Source organism: Campylobacter sp. RM10537 (genome assembly GCF_022369435.1).
Classification (GTDB): Bacteria; Campylobacterota; Campylobacteria; order Campylobacterales; family Campylobacteraceae; genus Campylobacter_D; species Campylobacter_D molothri.
This window is the reverse complement of sequence record NZ_CP059597.1, coordinates 978,355-1,003,355: the sequence shown is the minus strand read 5'-3', so window position 1 is coordinate 1,003,355 and position 25,001 is coordinate 978,355. Positions and strand designations below refer to the sequence as shown.

The window sequence follows — 25,001 nt, the reverse complement described above, 5'->3', positions numbered from 1 at the left end:
TTAAATGGTTAAATTAATTAAATATATTTCTAAAATAATATAATATATAAAAAATAAAAAATAATTTAATTAATTAAATATAAATATATTTAAATATTTATTAACAATATTTACGTTAGCATTTCAAGTTATTTTTTAATTTAAATACTTTTCTAAGGAGTATAGGGTTGAAAAAAACTTTAAGTTTATTTAATATTTTTCTTGTTTTGCTTTTTATATTTTTTATTATCGGCTTTTATACTTTTTACAATGCAAAAGGCACATCTTATTTGAGTAGTGCGAGTGAATCTTGCAATAACTGCCATATTATGAATGAAGTTTATAATGAATATATGCAAGGACCACACTCTAAAAAGTTTAAAGGTGAACCTAGAGCAACCTGTGTGGATTGTCATTTACCTCATGAATTTTTTGCCAAATGGATTGCTAAAGCACAAAGTGGATTAGGCCATGCTTATGCTTTTACCTTTAAACTCGATGAACTTCCTACAAATTTAAGTGCAAACAATAAAAGTCGAGAAATTATACAGCAAAATTGCATCTATTGTCATGCAGACTTTGCACAAACAGCAATTAATGCAACTACTAATCCCCACGCACATGATTCTTTAAAATGTATTTCTTGCCATAAAGACGTGGGTCATAAACATGGAATTTAATAAGGAGATTATGTCATGAAAAAAAATATTTTACGCTTAGGTATTATTATTCTTGTTTTACTTATTTTGGGTGTTTTATGGCTTAATAATGATATTGAACAAAAAAAGAAAGATGAAGCAAATAAAAATACAATTGCTATAAGCGCTGATCCTTCTTTGTTAAGTGATGATGATCCTAATTATGAGAGATGGGGTAAGGTTTTTCCTGAGCAGCTTGATATGTATTTAAAGGTTGAAAAAGAAAAGCCGCAAGCTACTGAATTTGGTGGCAACTTAGCTTATTCTAAATTGATTCGTTTTCCTCAATTAACTATATTGTGGGCAGGTTATCCTTTTAGTATTGATGCTAATGAAGAAAGAGGTCATTTTTGGGTTCAAATTGATCAAATGAAAACTGCAAGAAATAATAAAGATTTTTTAAATGCCCATGGATTTAAAGCTTTTAAAGGACAGCCTACAGCTTGTATGAATTGTCATAGTGGATGGACTCCGTGGTTGATTAAAAACGTTGCTAAAGAAGACTTTGTCGCATTTAATTCTACAAATTATTGGACGATGATGAAAAATATTCCTGCGGCTAATGGTATTATAGAAAATTCACCACAGCATGCTGGAGCACATGGCGGAAAAAGAATGGGTGTAACTTGTGCAGATTGCCATAATCCAAGCGATATGAGTTTAAGAATAACCCGCCAAGCTGCTATTAATGCTTTAGTAGCAAGAGGTTATGAAAAAGATTCTATTCAAGGTATAAAAGCAAGTAGAGAAGAAATGAGAACTTTAGTTTGTTCTCAATGTCATGTGGAATATTATTTTAAACCAACTGGAGAAAAAGTTAAAGTAATGGGGGAAAGTATTGCTGATGATAGTTCTAAAAAATGGTGGGATGGCACTCAAAAAACTTACGATGAGTATGAATTTTGGAGAGATGGTAATAAAGCAAAAGAAATACAAACTAATGGTATTATTCTTACTTTTCCTTGGGATGATTGGAAAAAAGGGCAGCCATTTAGAATTGAAATGTTTGATGAGTACTATGATAAAATTCGTACGATATTTGGTGCAGATTTTATACACAAACTTACAGGGGCGCCAATTATTAAAATTCAACACCCTGAAAGCGAACTTTATAGTGGTGGCGTGCACGCTTTAAATGGTGTAACTTGTGCAGATTGCCATATGCCTTATATAAGAGAAGGTGCTAAGAAGATTTCTCAGCACAATATCACTTCTCCTTTAAGAGATATTAATTCAGCTTGTAAAGCTTGTCATAAACAAAGTGAAAATGAGTTAAGAGATCAAGTTAAAGATATACAAAATATAGTTGCTTCAGAGCAAAGAACAGCTGAATATGCTTTGGTAAGCTTTATAATGGATATTAAAAAATTACGTGAAAAATTAGGTACTATGGAGCAATTTCAAATTGATAATAAACCAGATGAAACTAAAATCAGTGCAGAATTAAAAGATATTTTAGAGCTTCATAGGAAATCTCAAATGAGAGTTGATTTTGTTAATGCTGAAAATTCAACAGGTTTTCATAATCCACGTGAAGCTTCGAGAATTATTTTTCAAGCTATAGATATGGCAAGAATGGGACAAGCTAAGCTTTTGGAAATTGCAAATGCAAATAACATAAAAGATTTTCAAATTTCAAATTTAGGTTTTGAAGATATTCAGAAATTAAATCCAGGTGAGCTTTATTATAAAGTTGATGTTAATGCTCATAAAGCAGGAGAGCGTTATTATGAGAATGAAAAAGATGTTAATATTAATCCTCCAGAAGAACTGTTAAAAGAAGATAAAAATCTTTCTCCTTATAATTATAAATTCATAGATAAAAAATAATTTACAAATCCTAGTTTTGGGATTTGTACTTTTTCACATTTAATTCACGTTATTTTCTTATAATTTCTCAAAAATAACTAAAAATTGGAAAAAAATGATTCGCAAAAATAAAATATTTAGACAAATTCATATTTATCTTAGTTTGTTTTTCTTGCCTTGCGCTTTGATATTTGCAATTTCAGGAATTACTTATATTTTAGGTTTTAATCAAAATGTTGGTTTGAAAGTGCAAACTTATAAATTAAATCAATATATACAAAAAGGCAAAGAAAGGGAGGCTTTAATAGAATATCTTATAGAAAATAAATTAAAACTTCCATCAAATATTGAGCCTATAAAAAGTAAAAATAAGGGAATAACTATAGGTACAGTCCATTATAGTGCCAATATAGCACCCATTAATGAAAACGAATATCTTATTACTCTTAATACTAGATCTTTATTGGGCGATATGATTATGCTGCATAAAGATAAAGGCTTATGGTATTTTTCTATACTGAGTATTGGATTTGGAGTTACTTTATTTTTACTTTATATTTCAGGTCTTATAATCACATTTTTTGCAAATAAGAAAGATAGAAAAAGACAATTATTTGTTTTGTCGTTGGGATTTTTAATTACTTTTATTTTAGCTTATATGAGTCTTTAAATTTTTATTTTAAGCTAAGTATTATTTAAATTACTATATAATCTTACTTTTATTTTTAAGGACAGATGGGTGAGTGGCTGAAACCACACCCCTGCTAAGGGTGCAGATCTTAACGGGTCTCGAGGGTTCAAATCCCTCTCTGTCCGCCACTTAATAAGATATTAAAAATCCAGTAGAAAGTCTTTGCAGTTTTTTATTGTAATCAATTAAGCTTTCTCCATAGCCATTAAAATACTGTAAATACCAATAAATTCCATTATTAAAAATATCATATCCTATATCAACTTGGATAGCGCCTTTATTACGATGAAAATTAAGATTATTTCTTAGCATTATATTAGCAAAATAATCTTTGCCTAAATATCCTAAATTTAAATCAAAGTTTCCTAAATAATGTGTAATGTCGGGATTATCATCATCTTTTCTTTCTTCAGGAATTCTATACCATATCCTAGGAACAAATAAAAAGCGTTTATAAAAAATAGCAGTTGAAGCATAGATTCTATTCCATGAGCGAGATTCTAAATTTTCATCGCCTTTGCCATTACTTTCATGCAATACACCTAAACGAAGATTATTAAAAAATGGATAATCTTTAAGATAAAGGGGAAAATCTACAAAAAATTCAGGTTGATAATTGGTTTCTCTAAAAGGGGAGGAATGTTTATAATTTTGCCACCAAGAAGTTTGAGTATAACCTATATAGTATTTTTCATCAAGTCCAAATAAATTTTCAAATAATCTTTTTTTAATACTAAGTTGAAATTTTGTCTCCATTTTGCGACTATCATTTCCAAGCGATCCAAAACTATAAGCAAAAGGTAAGAAATAATTCATTTTATAAGCTGTAATACCAAGAGGATTAAAACCTGTATTTTCATCAAGATAATTTGCTAAGGCAAGTTTAGAAAAATCTTCCTTTTTTTGTGGATTATTTTTAAAAGTTTGAGTATTTGAAACCTTAATTTTTTCAGACTTTTCATCAGTAAAAGATTGATTTTGCATTTGATTTTGAGCTTTTAAAAGTAAATTTTTATAAATTTGCATAGCTTTTTTATAATCACCTTTTTTTTCAAATTCCATGGCTTCTTCAAAATTTTCAGCCCAAGCTAGATTATAGATCAAGAAAAATAAAATTATTTTTTTCATTTAAACTCACTTTTGAATTTTTCATACTCTTGATAAAAATTTAAATTTAAAAAGGCATTTTCATTTTCAAATTCTACAAATTTAGTCTTAACTTGAGAAAACAAAAATCCTATTTTATGTTCATTTTTTTTTAAATATTCTTCACATAAATTTTTTAAAGAGCTATGGTAAAACCCACATAAAGGGTGTTTATAAGATTTTGTTTTAGCTATAACAATGCGATAATCTCCTTTTAAAAAGGAATAGAGTTTTAAAATTTCATTTTTGCTAATATTGGGACTATCTACACTTAAAATAAAAACAAATTCATCCTTAAAATAAGAAAATATAGAATATAGTGCGAGCATAGGGGAATAAAATTGAAATTTTGGATCATCTTTTATAAGAGAAAATTGCTTGTTAAATTTATCTTCTTTAGCGCTTATATAAACTTTTTTAAAAAAATGCGACATTTTTTTGACTTGAAATTCACTTAAAGTTTCATTCTTGATTTTTAATTTACTTTTATCTTCACCCATACGACTTGATTTTCCGCCACACAAAATCACACAATTTAATTCTTTAAGTTTCAAATTTTTATTCCTTTTTTAAAAACTCTACCATAAATTCGCTAAAATATCTTATAATTTTTTTTATGAAATATACAGAACTTTTGCAATTAAAAGATTTTTTTAGCAATTTTAAAAAAGTTGATTTTATAAAACGTATCAATGATAATGTTTTAGAACTTAGCCTTGATAGACAAAAATTTATTTTTGATTTGAGTCGAATGGATAGTGCAATTTATACCGCTAAATTAAACGCTAAAAATTACCATGCTCCTTTTGATTTTATGCTTAAAAAATATTTTAGCAATGCTTTATTAAAAGATGTAAAAGTATTGCAAGATAATCGTATTTTATGTTTTCATACCTTTACAAATAAGTCCTATAAAAGCTATGAAAATAAAATTTATTTTGAATTTACAGGTAAAAATACTAACGTGATTATTACAGATGCAAATGAAATGATTATCGAGGCTTTAAGACATATTGACAAAAGTTATCGTATTGTAAAGCCCAATATTGTTTTGGAACTATTAAAACCTTATAAAATGGATGATCATTATGAAAAAATTGTTGATTTTAATCTCTATTTTGCTAATAAATTTAAATCTATTAGTCAAAATAAAATTCATCAAATTAAGATTTCAAAGCTTGCGCAAATTGATAAAAAAATACAAAATTTAAATGAAATTTTAAAATCTTTAGAACAAGAAGATTTATTAATCGAAAAAGCTTTAGAATATAGAAAAAAAGCAGATATTTTATTTGCAAATTTAAGTATTTTAAAAGATTATGAAAGAGAATTTGAACTCAATGATTTTGAAGATAAAAAAATACATTTTAAACTCGAAATAAGCCCTAAAGATAGTGCTAATTTATTTTATAAAAATGCTAAAAAGTTAGAACAAAGAGCTAGAAATTTAAATATACAAAGGGATAATTTAAAGCAAAAGTTAAATTTTGCTTTAAATTTAAAAGAATTACTAAGACAAGCAAAAGATGAATTTGAGCTTGAAATTTTATTACCAAAAAAAAGCAATAGAAAAAGTAATGAAAATAAAGAAAGCGATCATATAGCTTATTTTTATATTCAAGAATTTAAAATTTGTGTGGGAAAAAATGAAAAAGGAAATGAAATTTTATTAAAAAATACAAAAAAGGATGATTTATGGTTTCATGTAAGAGATGTTCCAAGTTCTCATGTGATTATTGTTTCAAACAAGAGAAGTATTAGTGAAGATGTGATAGAATTTGCCGCAAAACTTTGCGTGAGTTTTTCAAAGTTAAAAAAAGGTTCTTATTGGGTCGATTATACTTTAAGAAATTTTGTCAAGGTTCAGCAAAAAGCATTTGTAAATTATGTTAATTTTAAAAGTATTAATATTATAAAGGATTAAATATGCCTGTAAGCCCTTTAGGAAATATGAATTTTATCAACCAAAATATGGCCTATCCAGCAACTCAAGCGAGTAATGAGCTTGCGAAAGAAGGAGTTACTGCTGCTTTTAATATGGCAGCAACTAAAGAAGAAGAAAAGGTGATTGATAAGCTTGAAAAAGTCAATGAAACTCATGATATAAAAGAAGAGATCAAAGAGAAAGCAGAACAAGAAGAAAAAAAGAAAAAACATAAACAAGAATTAGAAAAAAATGATAAAGAAGAAGCTAACGAAGAAAATGAAGAAAAAGCAAATTTTAACGATATGCAAAGTATTCACCATATCGATATGAGTATTTAAAGGATAAAAAATGTTTAATTCAACTAGGATTATTTGGGGTTTATTGATGGTTGCAGCAGTGATTATCATTGCTTTAATCGATCAATTTTTTATTAATTTTATTATTTTTGGAATTTTGTTATTTTTGGCTTTTAATGAAGCAAAAAAACTTTTTAATTTAGAAAAAATAAGTATTATACCTTTAGTCTTAGCTTTTATTTTGGGCACTATGATGTTAAAACCTTTGTTTTTAGGAATTTTAGCCACACTTTTAATTTTAGGATATCAAGTATACAAAAAGTCAAATTTAAAACCTGTTCTGATTTATCTATATCCTAGTTTACCTATTTTAGCACTTTGGCAAATATATTTGACTCATGGGATGTTTGCTTTATTTTGGTTGATTTTAATTGTTGCAAGTTGTGATAGTGCTGCGTATTTTATAGGAAAACTTATTGGAAAAACCCCCTTTTCTCCTACAAGTCCTAATAAAACCTTAGAAGGTGTTATAGGTGGACTTATTTTTGCTAGTATATTTGGAAGCTTAATAGGAATTTTTGTCTATGGTTTTTGGCTTTCTTTGTTTTGTTCTTTCTTTTCAGCTTTTATGGCAGTTATAGGAGATTTGCTAGAAAGCTATTTTAAAAGAGAAGCGGGAGTAAAAGATAGTGGAGATCTTATCCCAGGACATGGTGGTTTACTTGATAGGATTGATGCAGTGATTATTGCTGCTTTTGTTATGGTTAGCTTTTTATGATTATTTTTGGAAGTACTGGAAGCATAGGGGTAAATGCCCTTAAGCTTGCCGTTTTAAAAAATATCAAAATTTCAGCTCTTGCATGCGGAGAAAATATTAAACTTTTAAATGAGCAAATTCAAATTTTTAAGCCTCAATTTGTTGCTATTAAAAATGCTAAAGATAGACATTTAGTAAAGCATGATAAGGTTTTTATAGGTCAAGCTGGTTTAGAAGAGATTTTGCAAAATTGTGAAGATGATTTTTTACTTAATGCTGTAGTGGGATTTGCAGGATTAAAAAGTACGATTAAAGCAAAAGAATTAGGTAAAAAAATCGCCCTCGCTAATAAAGAAAGCTTAGTTGTAGCAGGAAATTTTTTAAAAGGGGCTAAAATTATCCCTGTTGATAGTGAGCATTCAGCTTTAAATTTTTTACTTAAAGATAAAAAAAATATAAAAAAACTTTATATAACAGCTAGTGGTGGAGCTTTTTATAAGAGTAAAATTAAAGATTTAAAAAATGCCACTCCTAAAGATGCCTTAAAACATCCTAATTGGACGATGGGGTCTAAGATAACTATAGATAGTGCTACTATGGTAAATAAGCTTTTTGAGATTATAGAAGCATATCATTTGTATGATTTTAAAAATATCGATGCTTTAATAGAGCCAAAATCAATTGTTCATGCAATGTGTGAATTTAAAAATGGTGCTACTACGGCATATTTTTCAAGAGCCGATATGAAACTTGCTATTTCAGAAGCTATTTTTTCTTCTCATGAAGAAAAAATTTTAGAACCAGTTGATTTTGTTAAACTTTCTAGTTTAAAATTTCATGAAATAAGTACAAGAAAATATCCTGTCTATAAACTTAAAGATTTATTTTTAAAAGAACCTAATTTAGGTGTTATTATTAATGCGGCTAATGAGGTTGGAGTAGAAAATTTTTTAAATTATAAATCTAGTTTTTTAGATATTTCAAAAACTATTTTTAAGGCTATTGATCATTTTGGAATTCCTAAAATTTCAAGTATTGAAGAAGTTTTTGAATATGATGATAAAACAAGGAAATATTTAAAAGGTATTTAATGAGATTTTTTTTAGTTGTATTGTTTTTATATACAAATATTTTTGCTTTAGAATTTAGTGTAGGAGAAAATGGAAAAAGCTTAGATGATAATAATACGGTTTTAATTTTTGGTGGGATTCAAGGCGATGAGCCTGGCGGTTTTCATGCTGCAAGTTTGCTTTTGAGTGATTATAATATTACCAAGGGAAAAATTATAGTAGCACCTAATTTAGCTTTTGATAGTATTATTAAGCGTTCTCGTGGGAATAATGGCGATTTAAACCGAAAATTTGCAAGCATTAGTCCAAAGGATCCTGATTATAAAACGATCGAGCGTATTAAAGAGCTTATTTTATTACCTGAAGTGAGTATGGTGATCAATCTTCATGATGGATGGGGATTTTATAAGCCTACCTATGTTGATGCTTTGCAAAATCCTAAAAGGTGGGGAAATTCTAGCGTAATTGATACAAGTGAAATTAATGCAAGTAAATATCCTGATCTTGAAAATATAGCAACGCAAACTGTTAATAGCGTCAATTCTTCTTTGGCTGATCCTAAGCATGCTTATCATCTGAAAAATACCAAAACACAAGAATTAGGCGACACAGAAATGCTTAAAGCTCTTACTTATTTTGTTATATCTCATCATAAAGCAGCTTTTGCCAATGAGGCAAGTAAGAATTTACCTGTTAATTTAAGAGCGTATTATCATCTTTTAGCGATTGAAAATTACTTAAAAACAGCAGGTATAGAATTTACAAGAGATTTTGAATTAACTCCAGAAGGTGTAAAAGAAGCGATAAATCGTGAGCTTGAGGTAAAGCTTTTTGATGATAGAATTTTGCTTTCTTTAAAAAATCCAAGAAAAACGATCAAATATTTACCTTTTCCGGTAAATAAAGAGTTAAATTATAATACAAGCAATGAGCTTACAGCTGTTATTGCTGATGGTTCTTCTTTTTTTGTTCAGTATGGCAATCGTTTCCAAACAAGAATTTATCCTGAGTATTTAGAATTTAGTGATCCTTTTGATGAGGTAGCTATAAAAGTAGATCAAAAAGATCTTATCGTGCATTTTGGTACCAAAGTAAAGGTCAAAGAAAATTTTTTAATTCCTAGTATCAAAGGAGTACGCGTTAATATTATAGGTTTTGATCATGGTAAAGATGAGAGTAATATTTTTATACATAAAAAAGATATGCAGCAAGCTTATTCTTTGGATATGGCGGGTAAAATTTATCGTGTAGAATTTTATGAATTAAGATGGGCGAATTTACAACAACTTTTAGAAAATACCATTGATGCAAAATTGATTAAAAAAACAAAAAATTTAGATCCAAGTATCTTAAAGTCTGCAAAAACTAAAGATAAATTTATCGGCTCTATTTTAGTGGAATTTGAATGAAAAATTTAATTTTAGCGATAGAAAGTTCATGTGATGATAGTTCTATTGCTATTATTAATAAAGATAATTTAAAATGTATTTTTTATAAAAAAATATCTCAAGAACTTGAGCATAGTGTTTATGGGGGAGTAGTTCCAGAACTTGCGGCTAGACTTCATAGCGCAGCATTACCAAGTATTTTAGAACAATGTAAATCTTATTTTAATCAGCTTTGTGCCATAGCAGTGACAAATGAACCAGGGCTTAGCGTATCCTTGCTTGGTGGTATAACCATGGCTAAAACTTTGGCTTCAGGTTTAAATTTACCCCTAATTGCGATCAATCATCTTAAAGGTCATATTTATAGTCTTTTTTTAGAGGAAAAGGCTATTTTTAATATGGGAATTTTGCTTGTAAGTGGTGGGCATACTATGGTGCTTTATATCAATAATAAAAAAGAAATTCAAATTTTAGCCAATACAAGTGATGATAGTTTTGGAGAGAGTTTTGACAAAGTGGCTAAAATGATGAATTTGCCTTATCCAGGAGGAGTAATTATAGAGAATTTAGCCAAAAATGCTAAAAATAAAAATATAAAATTTAGCATTCCTCTAAAACATTCTAAAGAGTTAGTTTATAGTTTTTCAGGGCTTAAAAATGCAGTGCGTTTAGAAATTTTAAAGTATGAAAATTTGGATGAAAATATAAAAGCAGAAATTGCTTATGGCTTTGAAGAGGCTGCTTGCGAACATATTATAGATAAATTAGAGAAGATTTTTAAACAATATTCTTTTAAAGAATTTGGTATTGTTGGGGGTGCTAGTGCGAATTTAAATTTACGTTCTCGTTTGCAGAGCTTGTGTGAAAAATATCATATAAAATTAAAACTAGCTCCTTTAAATTATTGTTCTGATAATGCTTTAATGATAGCTAGAGCTGCAGTGGATGCTTATGAAAGATCTGAATTTGTGAAAATAGATCAAGAAATTCTTAGCCCTAGGAGTCAAAATTTTTTAAGGATGTAGATAATGAAAAAAGCTTTTACGATTTTAGAACTTGTTTTTGTGATTATTATTTTAGGAATTTTAGCAGCTATTGCCTTGCCTAAATTAAGCTCAAGCAAAGATGAAGCAGAAATAAGTAAATCTTTGAATAATTTAAAAACTTTGATTAATGATATCAGTATTTATGCTTTAAAAAATGATGCCTTAAGTACTATAAAATCCATGAGTAATGTTAGCGGGGTTGAAAATATTGATTTAAAAGATTTTAGCGGAATAAAAGAAGCAAATTTTCGCGTAGGTGATGATGAACAGTGTTTAAAACTTGTATTTGTTAATAAATCAGATTTTATTTTGATGGGAATTTCAAGTAATGAAACTAGCAAAAAAGTTATAGAAAATGGCTCTAGTTCTGATTTGGAAAACATTGATTTTACAAGTACCTCTAAAAGTAAAGCTTGTGTATCTTTGAGTAAAAATGAACATTTTAAAAACCTTGCCTCAAAAACTTATACTTTAATAGGGGTCAATGATGCAAATTAATAGAATTTACGAGATTGATTCTTGTGATGATGTTGAACTTGATATAAAAAGAGAATCTAAACTTGAGTTTAAACTTTGTTTTGATGATGAAAAAAAGTTAGAAGCTTTAGTTTTTATTACCCCAGGGCTAGGTGGCGATGCTGATGATAATTATCGTGAGCATTTGGCACAAACAATAGCAAGTGATTTAAATGTAGCTGTGGTTAGTGTAAATTATCATTGTATAGGAAATCGTCCTCAAACTGGATCAACTTTTTATTTAGATGAGATTGATAAACTTATTTTAGATACTACTACTCAAGCTGCAGGCATAAAACTTCCCTATAGTGTAGATAAAATTCAAAATTATGATCAAATGAGTGAAATTTTTCACTTTATCAATCAAGCTTTGATAAAAGGAAAAAAAGAGGGTAAATTTAGATTGGATTATTTTTTGAATCTTCATGTTAGTTTACAACCTGCAAAAAATGAATATCAAAATTTTGGCATTATGCAAGCTCAAGATCTTATAAATGTAGCCCTTTATTTAAAGAAAAATGCTCCTTTTGATACCATGGGGTGGGGTATTCCTGTGATTATGATCGGTAGTTCTCATGGAGGATATTTATCTCATTTGGCTGCAAAAATTGCTCCATGGCTTATAAATGGTGTGATTGATAATTCTAGTTATGCTAAATTTCTTTGGAAATTAGTTGGATTTGGAAAAGAGATTGATTTTATGCAGTATTCTGAATTTGATACATTTAAATTCTTTGATCATATATGCGTACGTTGTTCTAGTAAAACTTTTTGGACGAGCAATAGCTCTTCGCCTTATTTTTTTCTCCAGCAAGACGCATGATTCGCAATATATTAGAACCAAATCATCTTCAAATCCAATCAGCTTATCCAAAACCTTATTATGTGAGTTATCATTCTTTTTATGATAGAAGGATAGCTCCACCAGAAGATAAAATAGAGCTTTATGGTATTTTTCAAAAATATTATTTTGATGCAAAACTTTATATGATTAAAGACCAAAGTCAAATTGATGGAAAATTTATAAAAAGTTTGGATCATGGTATGGGAATGTCTATAAAAACACTTATAAAAAAAGAACTTCCTATTATGCTTGAAAAGATTAAAAATAATCCTAAAAAAGAGTATAAAGATAAAAGCATAAGTTATCCTTGTGAAGATTTACTTTATAGCTTTACTCAAAAAGAGGATAAGATATTTTTGGAGATTAAAGGAAATAAATGAATATATTAGAAAAAAATATCCAAGCTTTAGCTAGCGGAACAAATGAACCTTTAGCCTTAAAACTCAATAATTTTTTAGAAAATCAAAAATGTACTCGTTTTTCTTTAGATAAAAATTTAAATATTTTTGATTTAAAAAATCAAGTTTTTATGTATAATGATGTAAACCAAGAAATTGACTATTTTAAAAATGCAATTTTGGAAAAAACTTTAAGATATCCTTTTGTTTGTATTTATGGTATAGGAAATGCTTTATTGCTTAAAAGTTTAATTTCTTTTTATAAACATATTTTTATTTTTGAAAGCGAAATAGAGCTTTTTATTTTAGCTTTAAGCGTGATTGATCTTAGTGAAGAACTAAGTAATGGCAAAATTTATCTTGTGGATATCAATGAGGAAAAAGTAAATATGCAACTAAGCATACTTTTTGGTCAAAGGGATATGTTTGAATATTTAAGTCTTTATGAAATATTTATGAACTCTTATTATCAAAAATATTTTATAGATGAAATTTCTCAAATAAATGATAAGATCTACGAAACCATTAATTTTATTATTAGAAATTTAGATCCTAGTTCTAAAATACCTTTAATATGTTATGATAATTTTATACAAAATATCCCCTTAATATTAAAAAGCATTCCTTTTCAAAGAATTATCCAAGAAAGAAAAAATCAATTTGAAAATTGCATAGTGGTTTGTGCTGGACCTAGTCTTGAAAAGCAAATTCCGCTTTTAAAAAAATACCAAGAAAATTTTGTGATTTTTTGTGCTGATGGAGCTTTTCCTTTGCTTTATAAAAATGATATAATTCCTGATTATATTTTAAATTTAGATTTAGAAGAATATCCAATTGAATTTTTCAAAGATATTGATATCAATAAATTAGAGAAAACTTTATTTATATTGGCTCAAAGCACTCATCCAAGTGTTGTTAATTTTTTAAAAAATATCAATTTTGCTATAGTTTTAAATGGAGATATAACTTATGAAAAATTAAATCTTTTTGATTTTGGTTATTTAGAAGTTGGAACACATGTGGGTCATATGTGCTATACTTTAGCTTTAGCTTTAGGATTTAAAAATATTATAATAATAGGTCAAGATTTAGCTTACAATGATAAAGGTAATTCTCATTTTAGTGATTTTATCTTAGGAAAAGATGCTGATCTTGCATTAAATATTCCCAGTTTAAAAACTTTAGCTTATGGCGGAGTTAAAGAAGTTTTTACTCATATCGGATGGGATGATTATAGAAAAAAATTAGAATTTTTATTTGCTAATAACACCCAAGCTAATTTTTATAATGCTACTGAAGGCGGAGCTAGGATAGCCTTTACAAAAGAGCTTAGTTTTAAAGAATGTTGTTTAAAATTTGCCAATCAAAAGAAAAAAATATTAGAAATTCCAAAAAAATTAACTTCAAATAGAAGTGACAAATTTTTGAAAAAAGTTATAGAAAATTTAAAACAAGATTTGCATATTGTTAATCAAACTTTAGAAGATGCTAAGATTTTATATAATGCTTTGGAAAAAATTTTATTAAATGAAAATAAATTGCCTTTGAATTTTTTATCAAATATTTATAAAAATATAGAAAATTTTAATTTTGTTTTAGAAAAAAATGAAATTTTTAAAGAGGGAATTTTTAGAGGAATTTTTTTTAAAAGAGGTTTTGAATTAAGTCAAATTATTACTTTAAAAATTCAAGAAGAAGAAAAATATTTGCTATTAATGATCAAAGTTTATAAAAATTGGCTTATTTTGTTAATTGAAAAATTAATTACAATAAAAGGAAGTTTGGAAAAAATTATTTAATTTTATATCAAAATTTTAAAAAATAGTATAAAGTTTTTTTTTGCATAAACGATATAGCATTTAACAAGTTCATGGATGAGCTTGAATTTATTTAAAAGGATTTAAAATGGGATTTCGTATAAATACAAACGTAGCAGCACTTAATGCTAAAGCAAACTCTGATCTAAATGCTAAAAGCTTAGATCAATCTCTTGCAAGACTTAGTTCAGGTCTTAGAATCAACTCAGCAGCAGATGATGCTTCAGGGATGGCGATCGCAGATTCACTTCGCTCTCAAGCTAATACTTTAGGTCAAGCTATATCTAATGGTAATGATGCTTTAGGTATCTTACAAACTGCAGATAAAGCGATGGATGAGCAGCTTAAAATTTTAGATACTATTAAAACTAAAGCAACTCAAGCAGCTCAAGATGGTCAAAGTGCTAAAACAAGAACTATGCTTCAAGCAGATATTAACCGCTTGATGGAAGAACTTGATAATATCGCTAATACTACTTCATTTAATGGTAAACAACTTTTAAGTGGCAGCTTTACCAATCAAGAATTTCAAATTGGTTCAAGCTCAAATCAAACTGTAAAAGCTAGTATAGGAGCAACTCAGTCTTCAAAAATCGGTGTAACTAGATTTGAAACTGGTTCTCAAAGTGTAAGTTCTGGTGTAGTTGGACTTACTATAAAAAATTACAATGGTATTGAAGATTTTAAATTTCAAGATGTTGTGATTTCAACTTCAGTAGGAACTGGTCTTGGGGCTTTGGCTGAAGAGATCAATAAAAGCGCTGATAAAACAGGTGTTAGAGCAAGTTTTGATGTGAAAACTACAGGAGCTTTTGCTATTAAAGCGGGTGAAACTGGAACTGATTTTACTATTAATGGTGTTAATATTGGTAAAGTAAGTTATCAAGATGGAGATAAAAATGGTTCTTTAGTTTCTGCTATCAATGCAGTTAAAGATACTACCGGAGTTCAAGCTTCTCAAGATGAAAATGGTCGTTTAGTATTAACTTCTGCTGATGGTAGAGGTATAAAAATTGAAGGAAGTATTGGTCAAGGTTCTGGTATATTAAATAGTCAAAAAGAAAATTATGGAAGATTATCTTTAGTTAAAAACGATGGTAGAGATATCGCTATCGATGGAACTAATCTTAGTGCTATAGGTATGGGAAAAACTGATATCATTTCTCAAACTTCAGTATCTTTAAGAGAATCTAAAGGACAAATCGATGCTAATACAGCTGATGCTATGGGATTTAACTCTTATGCTGGTGGTGGAAAACAAATCATCGTTGGTTATAGTTCGTTAAGTGCTTTCATGAGTTCAGAAGGTTCTGGTTTTTCAGCTGGTTCAGGTTTTTCTGAAGGTAGTGGAAAAAATATGTCAGTAGGTTTACAATCTGGTGTTGTCGTTATTTCTGCTATGTCTACAAATAATGTTTATTTGGTATCTAAAGGTTCAGGTTTTTCTGAAGGTTCTGGAAATTCTCAGTTTGCTACTTTAAAAACTTCAGCTGGAAATAATGCAGGGGTTGCAAGTGAAACTTCGGGCGTAACCACACTTAAAGGCGCTATGGCTGTGATGGATATCGCTGAAACTGCGATTAACAATCTTGATCAAATCAGAGCTGATATAGGTTCAGTACAAAATCAAATCACATCAACGATCAACAACATCACAGTAACCCAAGTTAATGTAAAATCAGCCGAATCTCAAATCAGAGATGTGGATTTTGCAAGTGAAAGCGCAAACTACTCTAAAGCAAATATCCTAGCTCAAAGTGGATCTTATGCTATGGCTCAAGCTAATGCAAGCCAACAAAATGTGTTAAGACTGCTTCAATAGAAATCCGATCTAAGCCTAAAATTAGGCTTAGATTTTTTAAAATAAAATACTTCATTTTTCTCACAAATAAAAAATTGGAACACTTATTGCTTATATCCTTTTGATGCAATATTTTGAAAGGATTTAAAATGGGTTTTAGAATAAACACCAATATAGGTGCGTTGAACGCACATGCGAATTCGGTGGTTAATGCTAATGAACTTGATAAGTCTTTAAGTAGACTTAGTTCCGGTCTTAGGATTAACTCAGCAGCAGATGATGCTTCAGGGATGGCTATTGCAGATTCTTTGCGTTCACAAGCGGCAACTTTGGGTCAAGCAATCAACAATGGTAATGATGCTATAGGTATATTACAAACTGCAGATAAAGCGATGGATGAGCAGCTTAAAATTTTAGATACTATTAAAACTAAAGCAACTCAAGCAGCTCAAGATGGTCAAAGCTTAAAAACAAGAACTATGCTTCAAGCAGATATTAACCGCTTGATGGAAGAACTTGATAATATCGCTAATACTACAGCTTTTAATGGCAAACAACTTTTAAGTGGAAATTTTACCAATCAAGAATTTCAAATTGGTTCAAGCTCAAATCAAACTATAAAAGCTAGTATTGGTCCTACTCAGTCTTCAAAGATCGGTGTAACTAGATTTGAAACTGGTTCTCAAAGTGTAAGTTCTGGTGTTGTAAGTATGGTTATAAAAAATTATAATGGAGTAGAAGACTTTAAATTTCAAAGTGTGGTGATTTCAACTTCAGTAGGAACTGGTCTTGGGGCTTTGGCTGAAGAGATCAATAGAAGTTCTGATAAAACAGGAGTTAGAGCAACTTTTGATGTAAAAACTATAGGGTCTTATGAAATAAAAGCAGGTTCTACTTCAGAAGACTTTGCTATTAATGGAGTTATTATAGGCAAGATTAATTATAAAGATGGAGATGAAAATGGTCAATTAGTTTCCGCTATTAATTCAGTTAAAGATACTACAGGGGTTGAAGCTTCTAGGGATGAAAATGGTAAATTAGTTCTTACTTCAAGAGATGGTAGAGGTATAAAAATTACAGGAGATATAGGCGTTGGATCTGGAATTTTAGCTAATCAAAAAGAAAATTATGGAAGATTATCTTTAGTTAAAAACGATGGTAGAGATATCAATATAAGTGGAACTAATTTAAGTGCAGTAGGTATGGGAAAAACTGATATCATTTCTCAAACTTCAGTATCTTTAAGAGAATCTAAAGGACAAATCGATGCTAATACAGCTGATGCTATGGGATTTAACTCTTATGCTGGTGGTGGAAAACAAATCATCGTTGGTTATAGTTCGTTAAGTGCTTTCATGAGTTCAGAAGGTTCTGGTTTTTCAGCTGGTTCAGGTTTTTCTGAAGGTAGTGGAAAAAATATGTCAGTAGGTTTACAATCTGGTGTTGTCGTTATTTCTGCTATGTCTACAAATAATGTTTATTTGGTATCTAAAGGTTCAGGTTTTTCTGAAGGTTCTGGAAATTCTCAGTTTGCTACTTTAAAAACTTCAGATGCAAATGCTGCTGGAGTGACTTATAAAAATGCTGGTGTAACGACACTTAAAGGTGCTATGGCTGTGATGGATATAGTAGAGACTGCTACGACAAATCTTGATCAAATCAGAGCTGATATAGGTTCAGTTCAAAATCAACTTCAAGTTACGATCAACAACATCACAGTAACCCAAGTTAATGTAAAAGCAGCCGAATCAACCATCAGAGATGTAGATTTTGCAGCTGAAAGTGCAAATTTTTCAAAGTATAATATCCTAGCTCAAAGTGGATCTTACGCGATGAGTCAGGCTAATGCAGTTCAACAAAACGTCTTAAAGCTTTTACAATAAATGAGGATTTTTTATCCTCATTATAGAAGTTTTCTTTTTTCAAGTTCATCTTGTAAAGGTATGATAGCTTTTTTTAAGATGATATTTTGAGTATCTACAAGTTCAAAAATGCTTTCGATTAAAGATTCATGAGCATAAAGCCAAGCAAAAAGTTTATTTTGTCTTTCACTTTCGTTTTGAAAACTTTGAAAATATAAAGGAGCTAATAAACTTTCTTCGTGATATAGTGTTGGTCCTAAAATTTCAAGTAAAAAACCATAACGCTTAGAATCTAAACGAGTTTTAAATTTATCTAAATTTTTATTAATTTGTTCTAGAGTAAGTTTAGTTTTTCCTCTTTTTAACGATGCCAATTGATTTTTAACTTTTTTACATTCTTTTAAAAAAGTTTGAGTTAAGCTCATTTGCTTTTTGATCTTTTTATAAGCATCTAACATTAACTCATCTCTTTGATTTTTTAAAAGTTTAGGAATTTTAGCAAAAGGCTTTTTTAGATCTTTTTTAAGCAAGGTTTTGCAAAGCTCTTTAAAAGATTTTTCTATGGCTCCTTCTATCCTAGCTCCACCTTCGGTGGCATTGTAAGTTTTTATTTTTTTTTGATTATTTGTAGCTATAAAATTTTCAAATATTTCTCTAAATATGGTCCAAACTTCAGAACTTTGGACTATCCCTTCTCCTCCATAAGCTATAGCAGTGTATTTATCAAAATCTCTTTCATGATGCCCTTCGTGAAAATCTTTATATAAAAAGCCTTTAGAGTGCGAACTTCCATCTTTTGCGTAAGCAAGATCCTGTCCTATGAGAATAATATTTTTAAAATTTAAATTTATGGCTAATTCATAATTCATATGAGCTACGCTCATTCCACAGCTCATATATCCAAATTCATCCAGCTCTATCGAAGTGGCAAAAGATAAAGGTCTGGTAACTAGGATATATTTTCTTTTATTTTTTTCAAGATAAGCAATGGTATTTTTATGAACCAAAGAAGTTACAACAAAAGTAATATCTTGATCAAATTCTTTAAAGTCGTTATTAAAACATTCTGCTGTATAGTGATCTCTTTCCATCATGCAAACATAATCAGGCTTTATATCATGCTTTGCCAATATAGCATAAGCACTATCAGCACAAAAAATAGTAGCTTTACTAGCGTATTTTTTAAGCAAAGGAAGTTGTTTTTCAAGACTAGGGCCTGTAGAAACTATGATGGCCACATTTTCATCTTTGGTATTTTTTCTTTTTTGAAGCAAGGTTTTATAACTTGGATGATTGATCATTTTAGGGATATTTCTTACAAATTGTTCTATGCCTTGCATTGCATCTTTTGGATCATTTCCTCTTCTAAGACTGATATTTCTAATAGCTTTAGAATTTAAAGTATTCACTTTTAACATATCTTCTTCATAATTTTTATAAAAATTAGAATGTAAATGTAAATTGTAAATTCTAAAAAATTTATTAATTGAACTTAAAGAAAAAATGGTATCAGCTTTAGTATAAGTCATTTCTATAGTATGGATTAAGATTAATTTCCCTTTTCTTAATTCCTCACTAAAATCAATCAAATTAAGAGTTATAAAAATAATTTCTATTTCTTTTTCAAAAACAATAATTCTTTTATGATTTTCATTTTGAAGTAAGGCTTTATATAAAATTCCATTTCCTAAACCGTAAAAAAATAAAGCAGGATATCTTTGATATTCTTTAAAAAATTCAATTTTTTCTTCTAATTCTTTTAAAGGATTTTTATAAATTGTTTTTAAATTTCTTTTTTGGATGATATTAATATCTAGTTTATCTTTGCCAAGTGAATAAGAAAAATATCTTAATTCTTTTATTTTTTTTAATTCTTCTTTGATTTCATTATATTCATCGCCATTCATGGCTTTTAAATTTTTATCAAAAATTTCATTTTGCATTGTTTATCTTCCTCATATATTTTTCTAAATTTCTTTTTTTGAGTTCATTTTCTAAAGGAGTAATATTTTCTATTAAAGCTTTTTCTTGTGCTTTAATATGTTCATAAACCATATTAAAAAATTCTATATGTTCTTTAACCCATAATAAAGATTTATTATAAGAATCTTCTAAGGTTTTTGGATTTAAAATATAAATTCTTGCTAAATTAAGTTCAAATTGAGTTAAAAGAGGACCTAAGATTTCATAAAGATCTAGCATATTTTTTCCATCTTCAAGTTTAGTTTTGATTTTATCAATTTCTTGTATGAGATAATCAAGTATTTCTTTACCTTCATTTAAATTTGAAATCAAATTAAGATTGGAAAAACTTTCTAAGATATGATTATAAGCTTTTAAAAGTTCTTGTGAAAAATCTTGACAGTGTTTTATACTTTTATAAATTTTATAATAGCTTTTTAATAATAATTCATCTTGCTTATCTTTGCTTAAAGCTTCTACTTTAGGAAAAGGTTTTTTTAGATCTTCTTTAAGTAAAGTTTCACAAACTTCCTTAAAAGGTTTTTCTATAGTTCCTTCTATCCTAGCTCCACCTTCGGTGCAGTTATAGGTGGTGCAAAGTTCTAGTTGATTTGCTTCATGAATTCTTTTTTCTAAAAATGACCTAAATAAATTCCAAATAAATGAACTTTCTACAAAACCTTTTCCTCCATAAGCTAAGGCTCTAAAATTTCCAAAATCTCTTTGATAATGCCCCTCATGCTTGTCAAGATTTTGATAGTCTTTTGTATGAGAAAAACCATCTTCGCCATAAGCTAAATCCTGCCCTATAAAAATGATATTTTTATGTCTTAAAAATACAGCTAAACCATAAGCTACATTGGCTACGCTATGTCCTTCAGATAGTTCTCCATATTTAAAAATTTTTAAATATTTTGCAATTTCAGAACCTCTGTAAGCCAACATAAAATTTCTATTGTTACGTTTTAAATTTTTTATGGTTTGTGGATGAGTTAAATGAGTTGTGATAAAAATTATATCTTTATCAAATTCTTTAAAATCATTATTAAAAAATTCAGAGGTTAATAAAATTCTTTCCAAAGATAAAACATAATCAGGCTTAATATCATGCTTTGCTAAGATAGGATAAGAAGAATCAGCAGATATAATAGTTGCTTTATTAGCATATTGTTTAAGAGTATCTAATTGCTTAGTAAGACTGGGTCCAGTAGAAACTATAATAGCTGTATCACTAAGACTTTCTCTTTGTTTGAGTAAATTTTGATAAGGAGGATGAGTTAGCATGGTTGGAAGATTATAAATAAGTTGTTGTATGCCTTGTAAAATATCTTTAGAATTATTTCCTTTTAAAAGTATAGCATTTTTAAATTTATCTATAAGATTATTATTTAAATTTAAAATATCTTCTTGATCTTTTTCATAATAATCACTACTAAGTTCTAAAAAATAAGTTCTAGAAAATTCAAAAAAAGGACTAGTTGAGCACAAATCATAATAATCTTGAAATTCTAAAGAATTAACATCAAGAATTAAAAGTCTATTTTCTTTTAATTCTTGTGAAAAATCTAAAAGGTGAAACATAATTTTAATGATTTCTAATTCTTTTTCAAAAATAACTAAATGTTTATGATATTTATTTTTTAAAAGTGCTTTAAATAAAATTCCATTTCCAAAACCATAAAAATAAAGTACAGGATATAAAAGATATTTTTCATTATAGGTTTTTAACATAATATCAAGCTCTTTTATCACATCTTGATAAAGAAAAGTATGATTTTTAGTATCTTTTAGATTGATATCTAAGCTATCTTTGCCCAAAATAAGCTCATAATGAGTGATTGATAATTCTTTTAGTTTTTCTTTTAAGGTAGGATTGTTTAGTGAATTTAGATTTTTATTAAAAAGTATGGTTTGATTTTTATTGAAATTCATAAGCCTCCTTTATTTTACTAAAATATCGTCATTTTTAAATTTTTCTAAAGCCTCTTTGATGATTTTATTTTGAGTATTTAGATATTCTAAACTTTGTAGCCACCACGCTTTTTGATTGATTAAAAATTCTTTAATATTTTTATTTTGATCGATTTCATTTAAAACTTCATAGCGTAAAATTTCGCATTCATTGTGATAATATATAGCTTGAATAAGCTCATTAAATAGTTTTAGTTTTTTAAATTCGCTAAAAAATTTTAAAAGATTTTTTTTGATTTTTTCCAAGGTTGATAAATTAAGTTCTAATTTATTGAGCTCAAAATCAAGTTTTTTAAGCTCATTGTTGCATTTTTTTATAAATTCTTCACTTTGTTTAACATTTTTAATAAGAAGTTTTTGAGTTTGTAAAAATTTATTTTTAATTTCATTTTTTTCTAAAATTTTAGGCAGATCAAAAGGTTTTTTTAGATCTTCTTTAAGTAAAATTTCACAAAGCTCTTTAAAAGGTTTTTCTATAGCTCCTTCTATCCTAGCTCCACCTTCAGTGCAATTATAAGTATTGATTTGTAGTTTTTCTTTTGCCCAAAAAATATCTTTTTCAAAAGCCTGACGAAATAAATTCCAAGTAAGCTGAGTTCTTACTTGCGTTTCTCCTCCATAAGCTACAGTATAAATTTCTCCACGTACTTTTTCTCCTTCATTTCCAAAAATATGTTCCTTTGGATGTGAACTTCCATCTTTGGCATAGGCAAGATCTTGACCTATTAAAATGATATTTTCATGTCTTAAACTTGCAGCTAATTCATAAGCCATATTTGCAACACTCGCTCCAACCCCAATATAACCAAATTCTTTAAGATTTAAAGATACTGCAAAATGCAAAGGACGATGTACTAGCATATATTTTCTAGAGTTCTTTTCAAGAAAATCAATAACTTCTTGATGTACCACAGAGCTTATGATAAATAAAATTCCTTGATCAAATTCTTTAAAATCATTATCAAAGCATTTAGATACTATATCATCTCTTTCTAGCATACAAACATAATCAGGCTTAATATCATATTTTGCAAGTATAGGATAAGCACTATCAGCACAAAAAATAGTAGCTTTGCTAGAGTATTTTTTAAGCAAAGGTAGTTGTTTGATAAGACTAGGACCCGTTGAAACGATGATAGCGTTTTTTATTTTTTGTTTTCTTTCTTTTAAAAAATTTTGAAAAACTCCATGGTTTAAAAGTTTGGGAAGATTATTGATCATATGTTTTATACCTATGATAGAATCATGCGGATCATTGCCTTTAGCTAAGACTATAAAACGGATATTTTCTATTAGTTTTTGATTGAGTTCTTGAATTTGGTCGGCATAAAATTTAAGATAAAAATCACTATGGATGAAAAGATTAAAAATTTTAACACTTTTTTGAATATTTTCATACATAAAAAGAGCCATAAGCTGCGCAGTGGTGATGCTTGGAGTATGAAAAAGTATAAGTTTTTCGCTTTTTAACTCTTTGGTAAAATCAATAAAATAAAAAGCTAGGGCTAAAATTTCAAGCTCATCTTCAAAAACAATAATATGTTTATGATTTTTATTTTCGCATAAAATTTTATATAGTTCTCCATTTCCAAAACCATAAAAAAATAAAACAGGATATTTAGAATGTTGAGTTTTGTAAAAATCTAAATTTTTTACAAGATCTTTTTTGGGATTTTCATAAATTTTTTCTTCAGAATTAGCGATAAAATTAATCCCTTGTTCGTTTTTTTCTAATCGAAAATTTTCTAATTTTTGCAAAGATCTTAATTTGTATGCAAGAATTTGATCTACTTCAAAAAGTGCTTGAGTATTTTTTAAAAAAAGTTCTTTATCCATAAATTATTTTGCCTTTTATTTAAAATACTCTTCTTTTAAAGCTTCGCCAAATTCGATATCTTTTGTAGCTTTTTTGCCTAAAATTTCTTTATAAAATTTTGGATGAAGTCCAAAAGAAGGGCGCACGGATTTTACATTTTCTTCGCTGAAAATTTCGCCTTTTTTGATATCTTTGCTTGCGTATAAACTTCTTGCAAAAGTGCGATTTTTTAAAGTTTTTTCATTAAGTTCTAAGGAGCCATCCCCTAAAGCGCTTTCTGCTTCTCTTACAGCTTGAACCATAGCTTTAAATTCATTAAAGTCAAGACTAAATTGAGAATCTTCACTTTTTAAATTTTTATCAAGCATAAAATGCTTTTCGATCACTCTAGCTCCAAGTGCCACAGCTATAACCGGAGCTAAATGTCCAAAACTATGATCACTTAATCCCACTTCAACGCGAAATTTTTCTTTTAAACTTAAAATAGCTTTTAAATTCATATCGCTAATTTTTGCAGGATAGGCAGAGGTGCATTTTAAAAATATCAATTGTGAATTTTGTTCTTCTTTAAAAATTTCACAAATTCTAAAAAGCTCTTCTTCACTTGCAATACCTGTAGAGACAATAGTAGTCTTGTTTTCTTTAGCTATATAGCGGATTAATTCTTCATCGTTAGCTTCAAAAGAAGCGATTTTATATGCTATAGGATTAAATTTTTTCAAAAAATCAACATCTTTTTTAGAAAAAGGACTTGAAAAACAAAGTATATTTTCATCTTTAGCGGTTTTAAAAATTTGTTCATGCCATTCATAAGGTGTTTTTGCACTTTCATAAAGTTCATAAAGTTTGCGTTTATCCCAAAGTCCACCTTTGATGATAAAATCTTCTTTGTTGCTATTAAGAGTGAGGCTATCGGGTGTATAAGTTTGAATTTTTATCGCATCAGCGCCTGCTTCTTTAGCGGCTTTAATGCTTTTTAGTGCAAGTTCTAGACTTCCGGCATGATTAGCACTTAATTCTGCTATGATAAATACTTTTTGATCTGTGTTAAAATTTCCTATTTGCATTAAATCCTCGTTATAATTATATTTTTTATATTATATTATACAAATATAATATATTTTTTTAATTACATTAAAAATCTTTAAAGATACTATTAAAAAAAATAATATTTAGACGATTTTTATTTTATTGAATTAAAAACTAA

At 28.2% G+C, this 25,001-nt stretch carries 19 protein-coding genes, 1 tRNA gene and 1 pseudogene; 15 read left to right on the top strand and 6 right to left on the bottom strand.

Annotated elements, in window-relative coordinates; translation table 11 throughout:
• Window positions 1-167 precede the first annotated feature (167 nt).
• From nrfH to CMOL_RS05005, 4 genes are all read left to right on the top strand, one after another.
• A complete protein-coding gene (gene nrfH / locus CMOL_RS05020) occupies window positions 168-659 on the top strand; it encodes a cytochrome c nitrite reductase small subunit (RefSeq protein ID WP_239819961.1) in 492 nt (163 codons plus the stop codon).
• 15 nt (window positions 660-674) lie between these two features.
• The gene (locus tag CMOL_RS05015; RefSeq protein ID WP_239819960.1) at window positions 675-2,507 is read left to right on the top strand and encodes an ammonia-forming cytochrome c nitrite reductase subunit c552; all 1,833 of its coding nucleotides are present in this window, start codon (window positions 675-677) and stop codon (window positions 2,505-2,507) included.
• Between the two features lie 94 nt (window positions 2,508-2,601).
• Window positions 2,602-3,156 carry a hypothetical protein gene (locus tag CMOL_RS05010; protein ID WP_239819959.1) on the top strand — a complete coding sequence of 185 codons (555 nt, stop codon included), beginning with the start codon at window positions 2,602-2,604 and terminating at the stop codon, window positions 3,154-3,156.
• Window positions 3,157-3,215: 59 nt separating this feature from the next.
• Window positions 3,216-3,305 (top strand) — tRNA-Ser (locus CMOL_RS05005).
• Between the two features lies 1 nt (window position 3,306).
• On the opposite strand, the gene CMOL_RS05000 is transcribed toward CMOL_RS05005, so the two are convergent.
• Both CMOL_RS05000 and CMOL_RS04995 read right to left on the bottom strand, forming a co-directional pair.
• On the bottom strand, window positions 3,307-4,305 hold the full coding sequence (locus CMOL_RS05000; RefSeq protein ID WP_239819958.1) for a phospholipase A: 999 nt from the start codon (window positions 4,303-4,305) through the stop codon (window positions 3,307-3,309).
• On the bottom strand, window positions 4,302-4,877 hold the full coding sequence (locus CMOL_RS04995) for a molybdenum cofactor guanylyltransferase (protein ID WP_239819957.1): 576 nt from the start codon (window positions 4,875-4,877) through the stop codon (window positions 4,302-4,304). The genes CMOL_RS05000 and CMOL_RS04995 overlap by 4 nt, the downstream gene beginning before the upstream one ends.
• Before the next feature lie 62 nt (window positions 4,878-4,939).
• Here CMOL_RS04995 and CMOL_RS04990 point away from each other — a divergent pair, with 62 nt between their 5' ends.
• From CMOL_RS04990 to CMOL_RS04940, 11 genes and pseudogenes are all read left to right on the top strand, one after another.
• Complete coding sequence (locus CMOL_RS04990; RefSeq protein ID WP_239819956.1) at window positions 4,940-6,247, top strand: NFACT RNA binding domain-containing protein; 1,308 nt, start codon at window positions 4,940-4,942, stop codon at window positions 6,245-6,247.
• 2 nt (window positions 6,248-6,249) lie between these two features.
• A complete protein-coding gene (locus CMOL_RS04985; protein WP_200280646.1) occupies window positions 6,250-6,588 on the top strand; it encodes a hypothetical protein in 339 nt (112 codons plus the stop codon).
• Between the two features lie 10 nt (window positions 6,589-6,598).
• Window positions 6,599-7,324: a phosphatidate cytidylyltransferase gene (locus tag CMOL_RS04980; RefSeq protein WP_239819955.1), complete on the top strand. Its 726-nt coding sequence runs from the start codon at window positions 6,599-6,601 to the stop codon at window positions 7,322-7,324.
• The gene (gene dxr, locus CMOL_RS04975; protein WP_239819954.1) at window positions 7,321-8,394 is read left to right on the top strand and encodes a 1-deoxy-D-xylulose-5-phosphate reductoisomerase; all 1,074 of its coding nucleotides are present in this window, start codon (window positions 7,321-7,323) and stop codon (window positions 8,392-8,394) included. Before CMOL_RS04980 ends, dxr begins: the two co-directional genes overlap by 4 nt.
• A complete protein-coding gene (pgp1, locus tag CMOL_RS04970) occupies window positions 8,394-9,782 on the top strand; it encodes a peptidoglycan D,L-carboxypeptidase Pgp1 (protein WP_239819953.1) in 1,389 nt (462 codons plus the stop codon). The genes dxr and pgp1 overlap by 1 nt, the downstream gene beginning before the upstream one ends.
• Window positions 9,779-10,786 (top strand): tRNA (adenosine(37)-N6)-threonylcarbamoyltransferase complex transferase subunit TsaD, encoded by a 1,008-nt coding sequence (gene tsaD / locus CMOL_RS04965; RefSeq protein WP_239819952.1) that lies wholly within the window; start codon window positions 9,779-9,781, stop codon window positions 10,784-10,786. Before pgp1 ends, tsaD begins: the two co-directional genes overlap by 4 nt.
• A 3-nt stretch (window positions 10,787-10,789) precedes the next feature.
• On the top strand, window positions 10,790-11,305 hold the full coding sequence (locus CMOL_RS04960) for a prepilin-type N-terminal cleavage/methylation domain-containing protein (RefSeq protein ID WP_239819951.1): 516 nt from the start codon (window positions 10,790-10,792) through the stop codon (window positions 11,303-11,305).
• Window positions 11,295-12,547, top strand: a pseudogene (locus tag CMOL_RS04955) (DUF2920 family protein). Before CMOL_RS04960 ends, CMOL_RS04955 begins: the two are co-directional and overlap by 11 nt.
• Window positions 12,544-14,364 (top strand): motility associated factor glycosyltransferase family protein, encoded by a 1,821-nt coding sequence (locus tag CMOL_RS04950; protein WP_239819950.1) that lies wholly within the window; start codon window positions 12,544-12,546, stop codon window positions 14,362-14,364. Before CMOL_RS04955 ends, CMOL_RS04950 begins: the two are co-directional and overlap by 4 nt.
• A 106-nt stretch (window positions 14,365-14,470) precedes the next feature.
• Window positions 14,471-16,204 (top strand): flagellin A, encoded by a 1,734-nt coding sequence (locus CMOL_RS04945; RefSeq protein ID WP_239819949.1) that lies wholly within the window; start codon window positions 14,471-14,473, stop codon window positions 16,202-16,204.
• Between the two features lie 128 nt (window positions 16,205-16,332).
• Window positions 16,333-18,066, top strand: coding sequence for a flagellin A (locus CMOL_RS04940; RefSeq protein WP_239819948.1), 1,734 nt, complete (start codon window positions 16,333-16,335; stop codon window positions 18,064-18,066).
• Window positions 18,067-18,086: 20 nt separating this feature from the next.
• Here CMOL_RS04940 and CMOL_RS04935 read toward each other — a convergent pair whose 3' ends face one another.
• Genes CMOL_RS04935 through pseI form a run of 4 tightly spaced genes read right to left on the bottom strand, consistent with a single transcriptional unit; the run spans window position 18,087 to window position 24,861 of the window.
• On the bottom strand, window positions 18,087-19,988 hold the full coding sequence (locus CMOL_RS04935; RefSeq protein ID WP_239819947.1) for a motility associated factor glycosyltransferase family protein: 1,902 nt from the start codon (window positions 19,986-19,988) through the stop codon (window positions 18,087-18,089).
• Window positions 19,978-21,939 (bottom strand): motility associated factor glycosyltransferase family protein, encoded by a 1,962-nt coding sequence (locus CMOL_RS04930; RefSeq protein ID WP_239819946.1) that lies wholly within the window; start codon window positions 21,937-21,939, stop codon window positions 19,978-19,980. Before CMOL_RS04930 ends, CMOL_RS04935 begins: the two co-directional genes overlap by 11 nt.
• 9 nt (window positions 21,940-21,948) lie before the next feature.
• Complete coding sequence (locus tag CMOL_RS04925) at window positions 21,949-23,814, bottom strand: motility associated factor glycosyltransferase family protein (protein WP_239819945.1); 1,866 nt, start codon at window positions 23,812-23,814, stop codon at window positions 21,949-21,951.
• Window positions 23,815-23,829: 15 nt separating this feature from the next.
• Window positions 23,830-24,861, bottom strand: coding sequence for a pseudaminic acid synthase (pseI, locus tag CMOL_RS04920; protein WP_239819944.1), 1,032 nt, complete (start codon window positions 24,859-24,861; stop codon window positions 23,830-23,832).
• Window positions 24,862-25,001 lie beyond the last annotated feature (140 nt).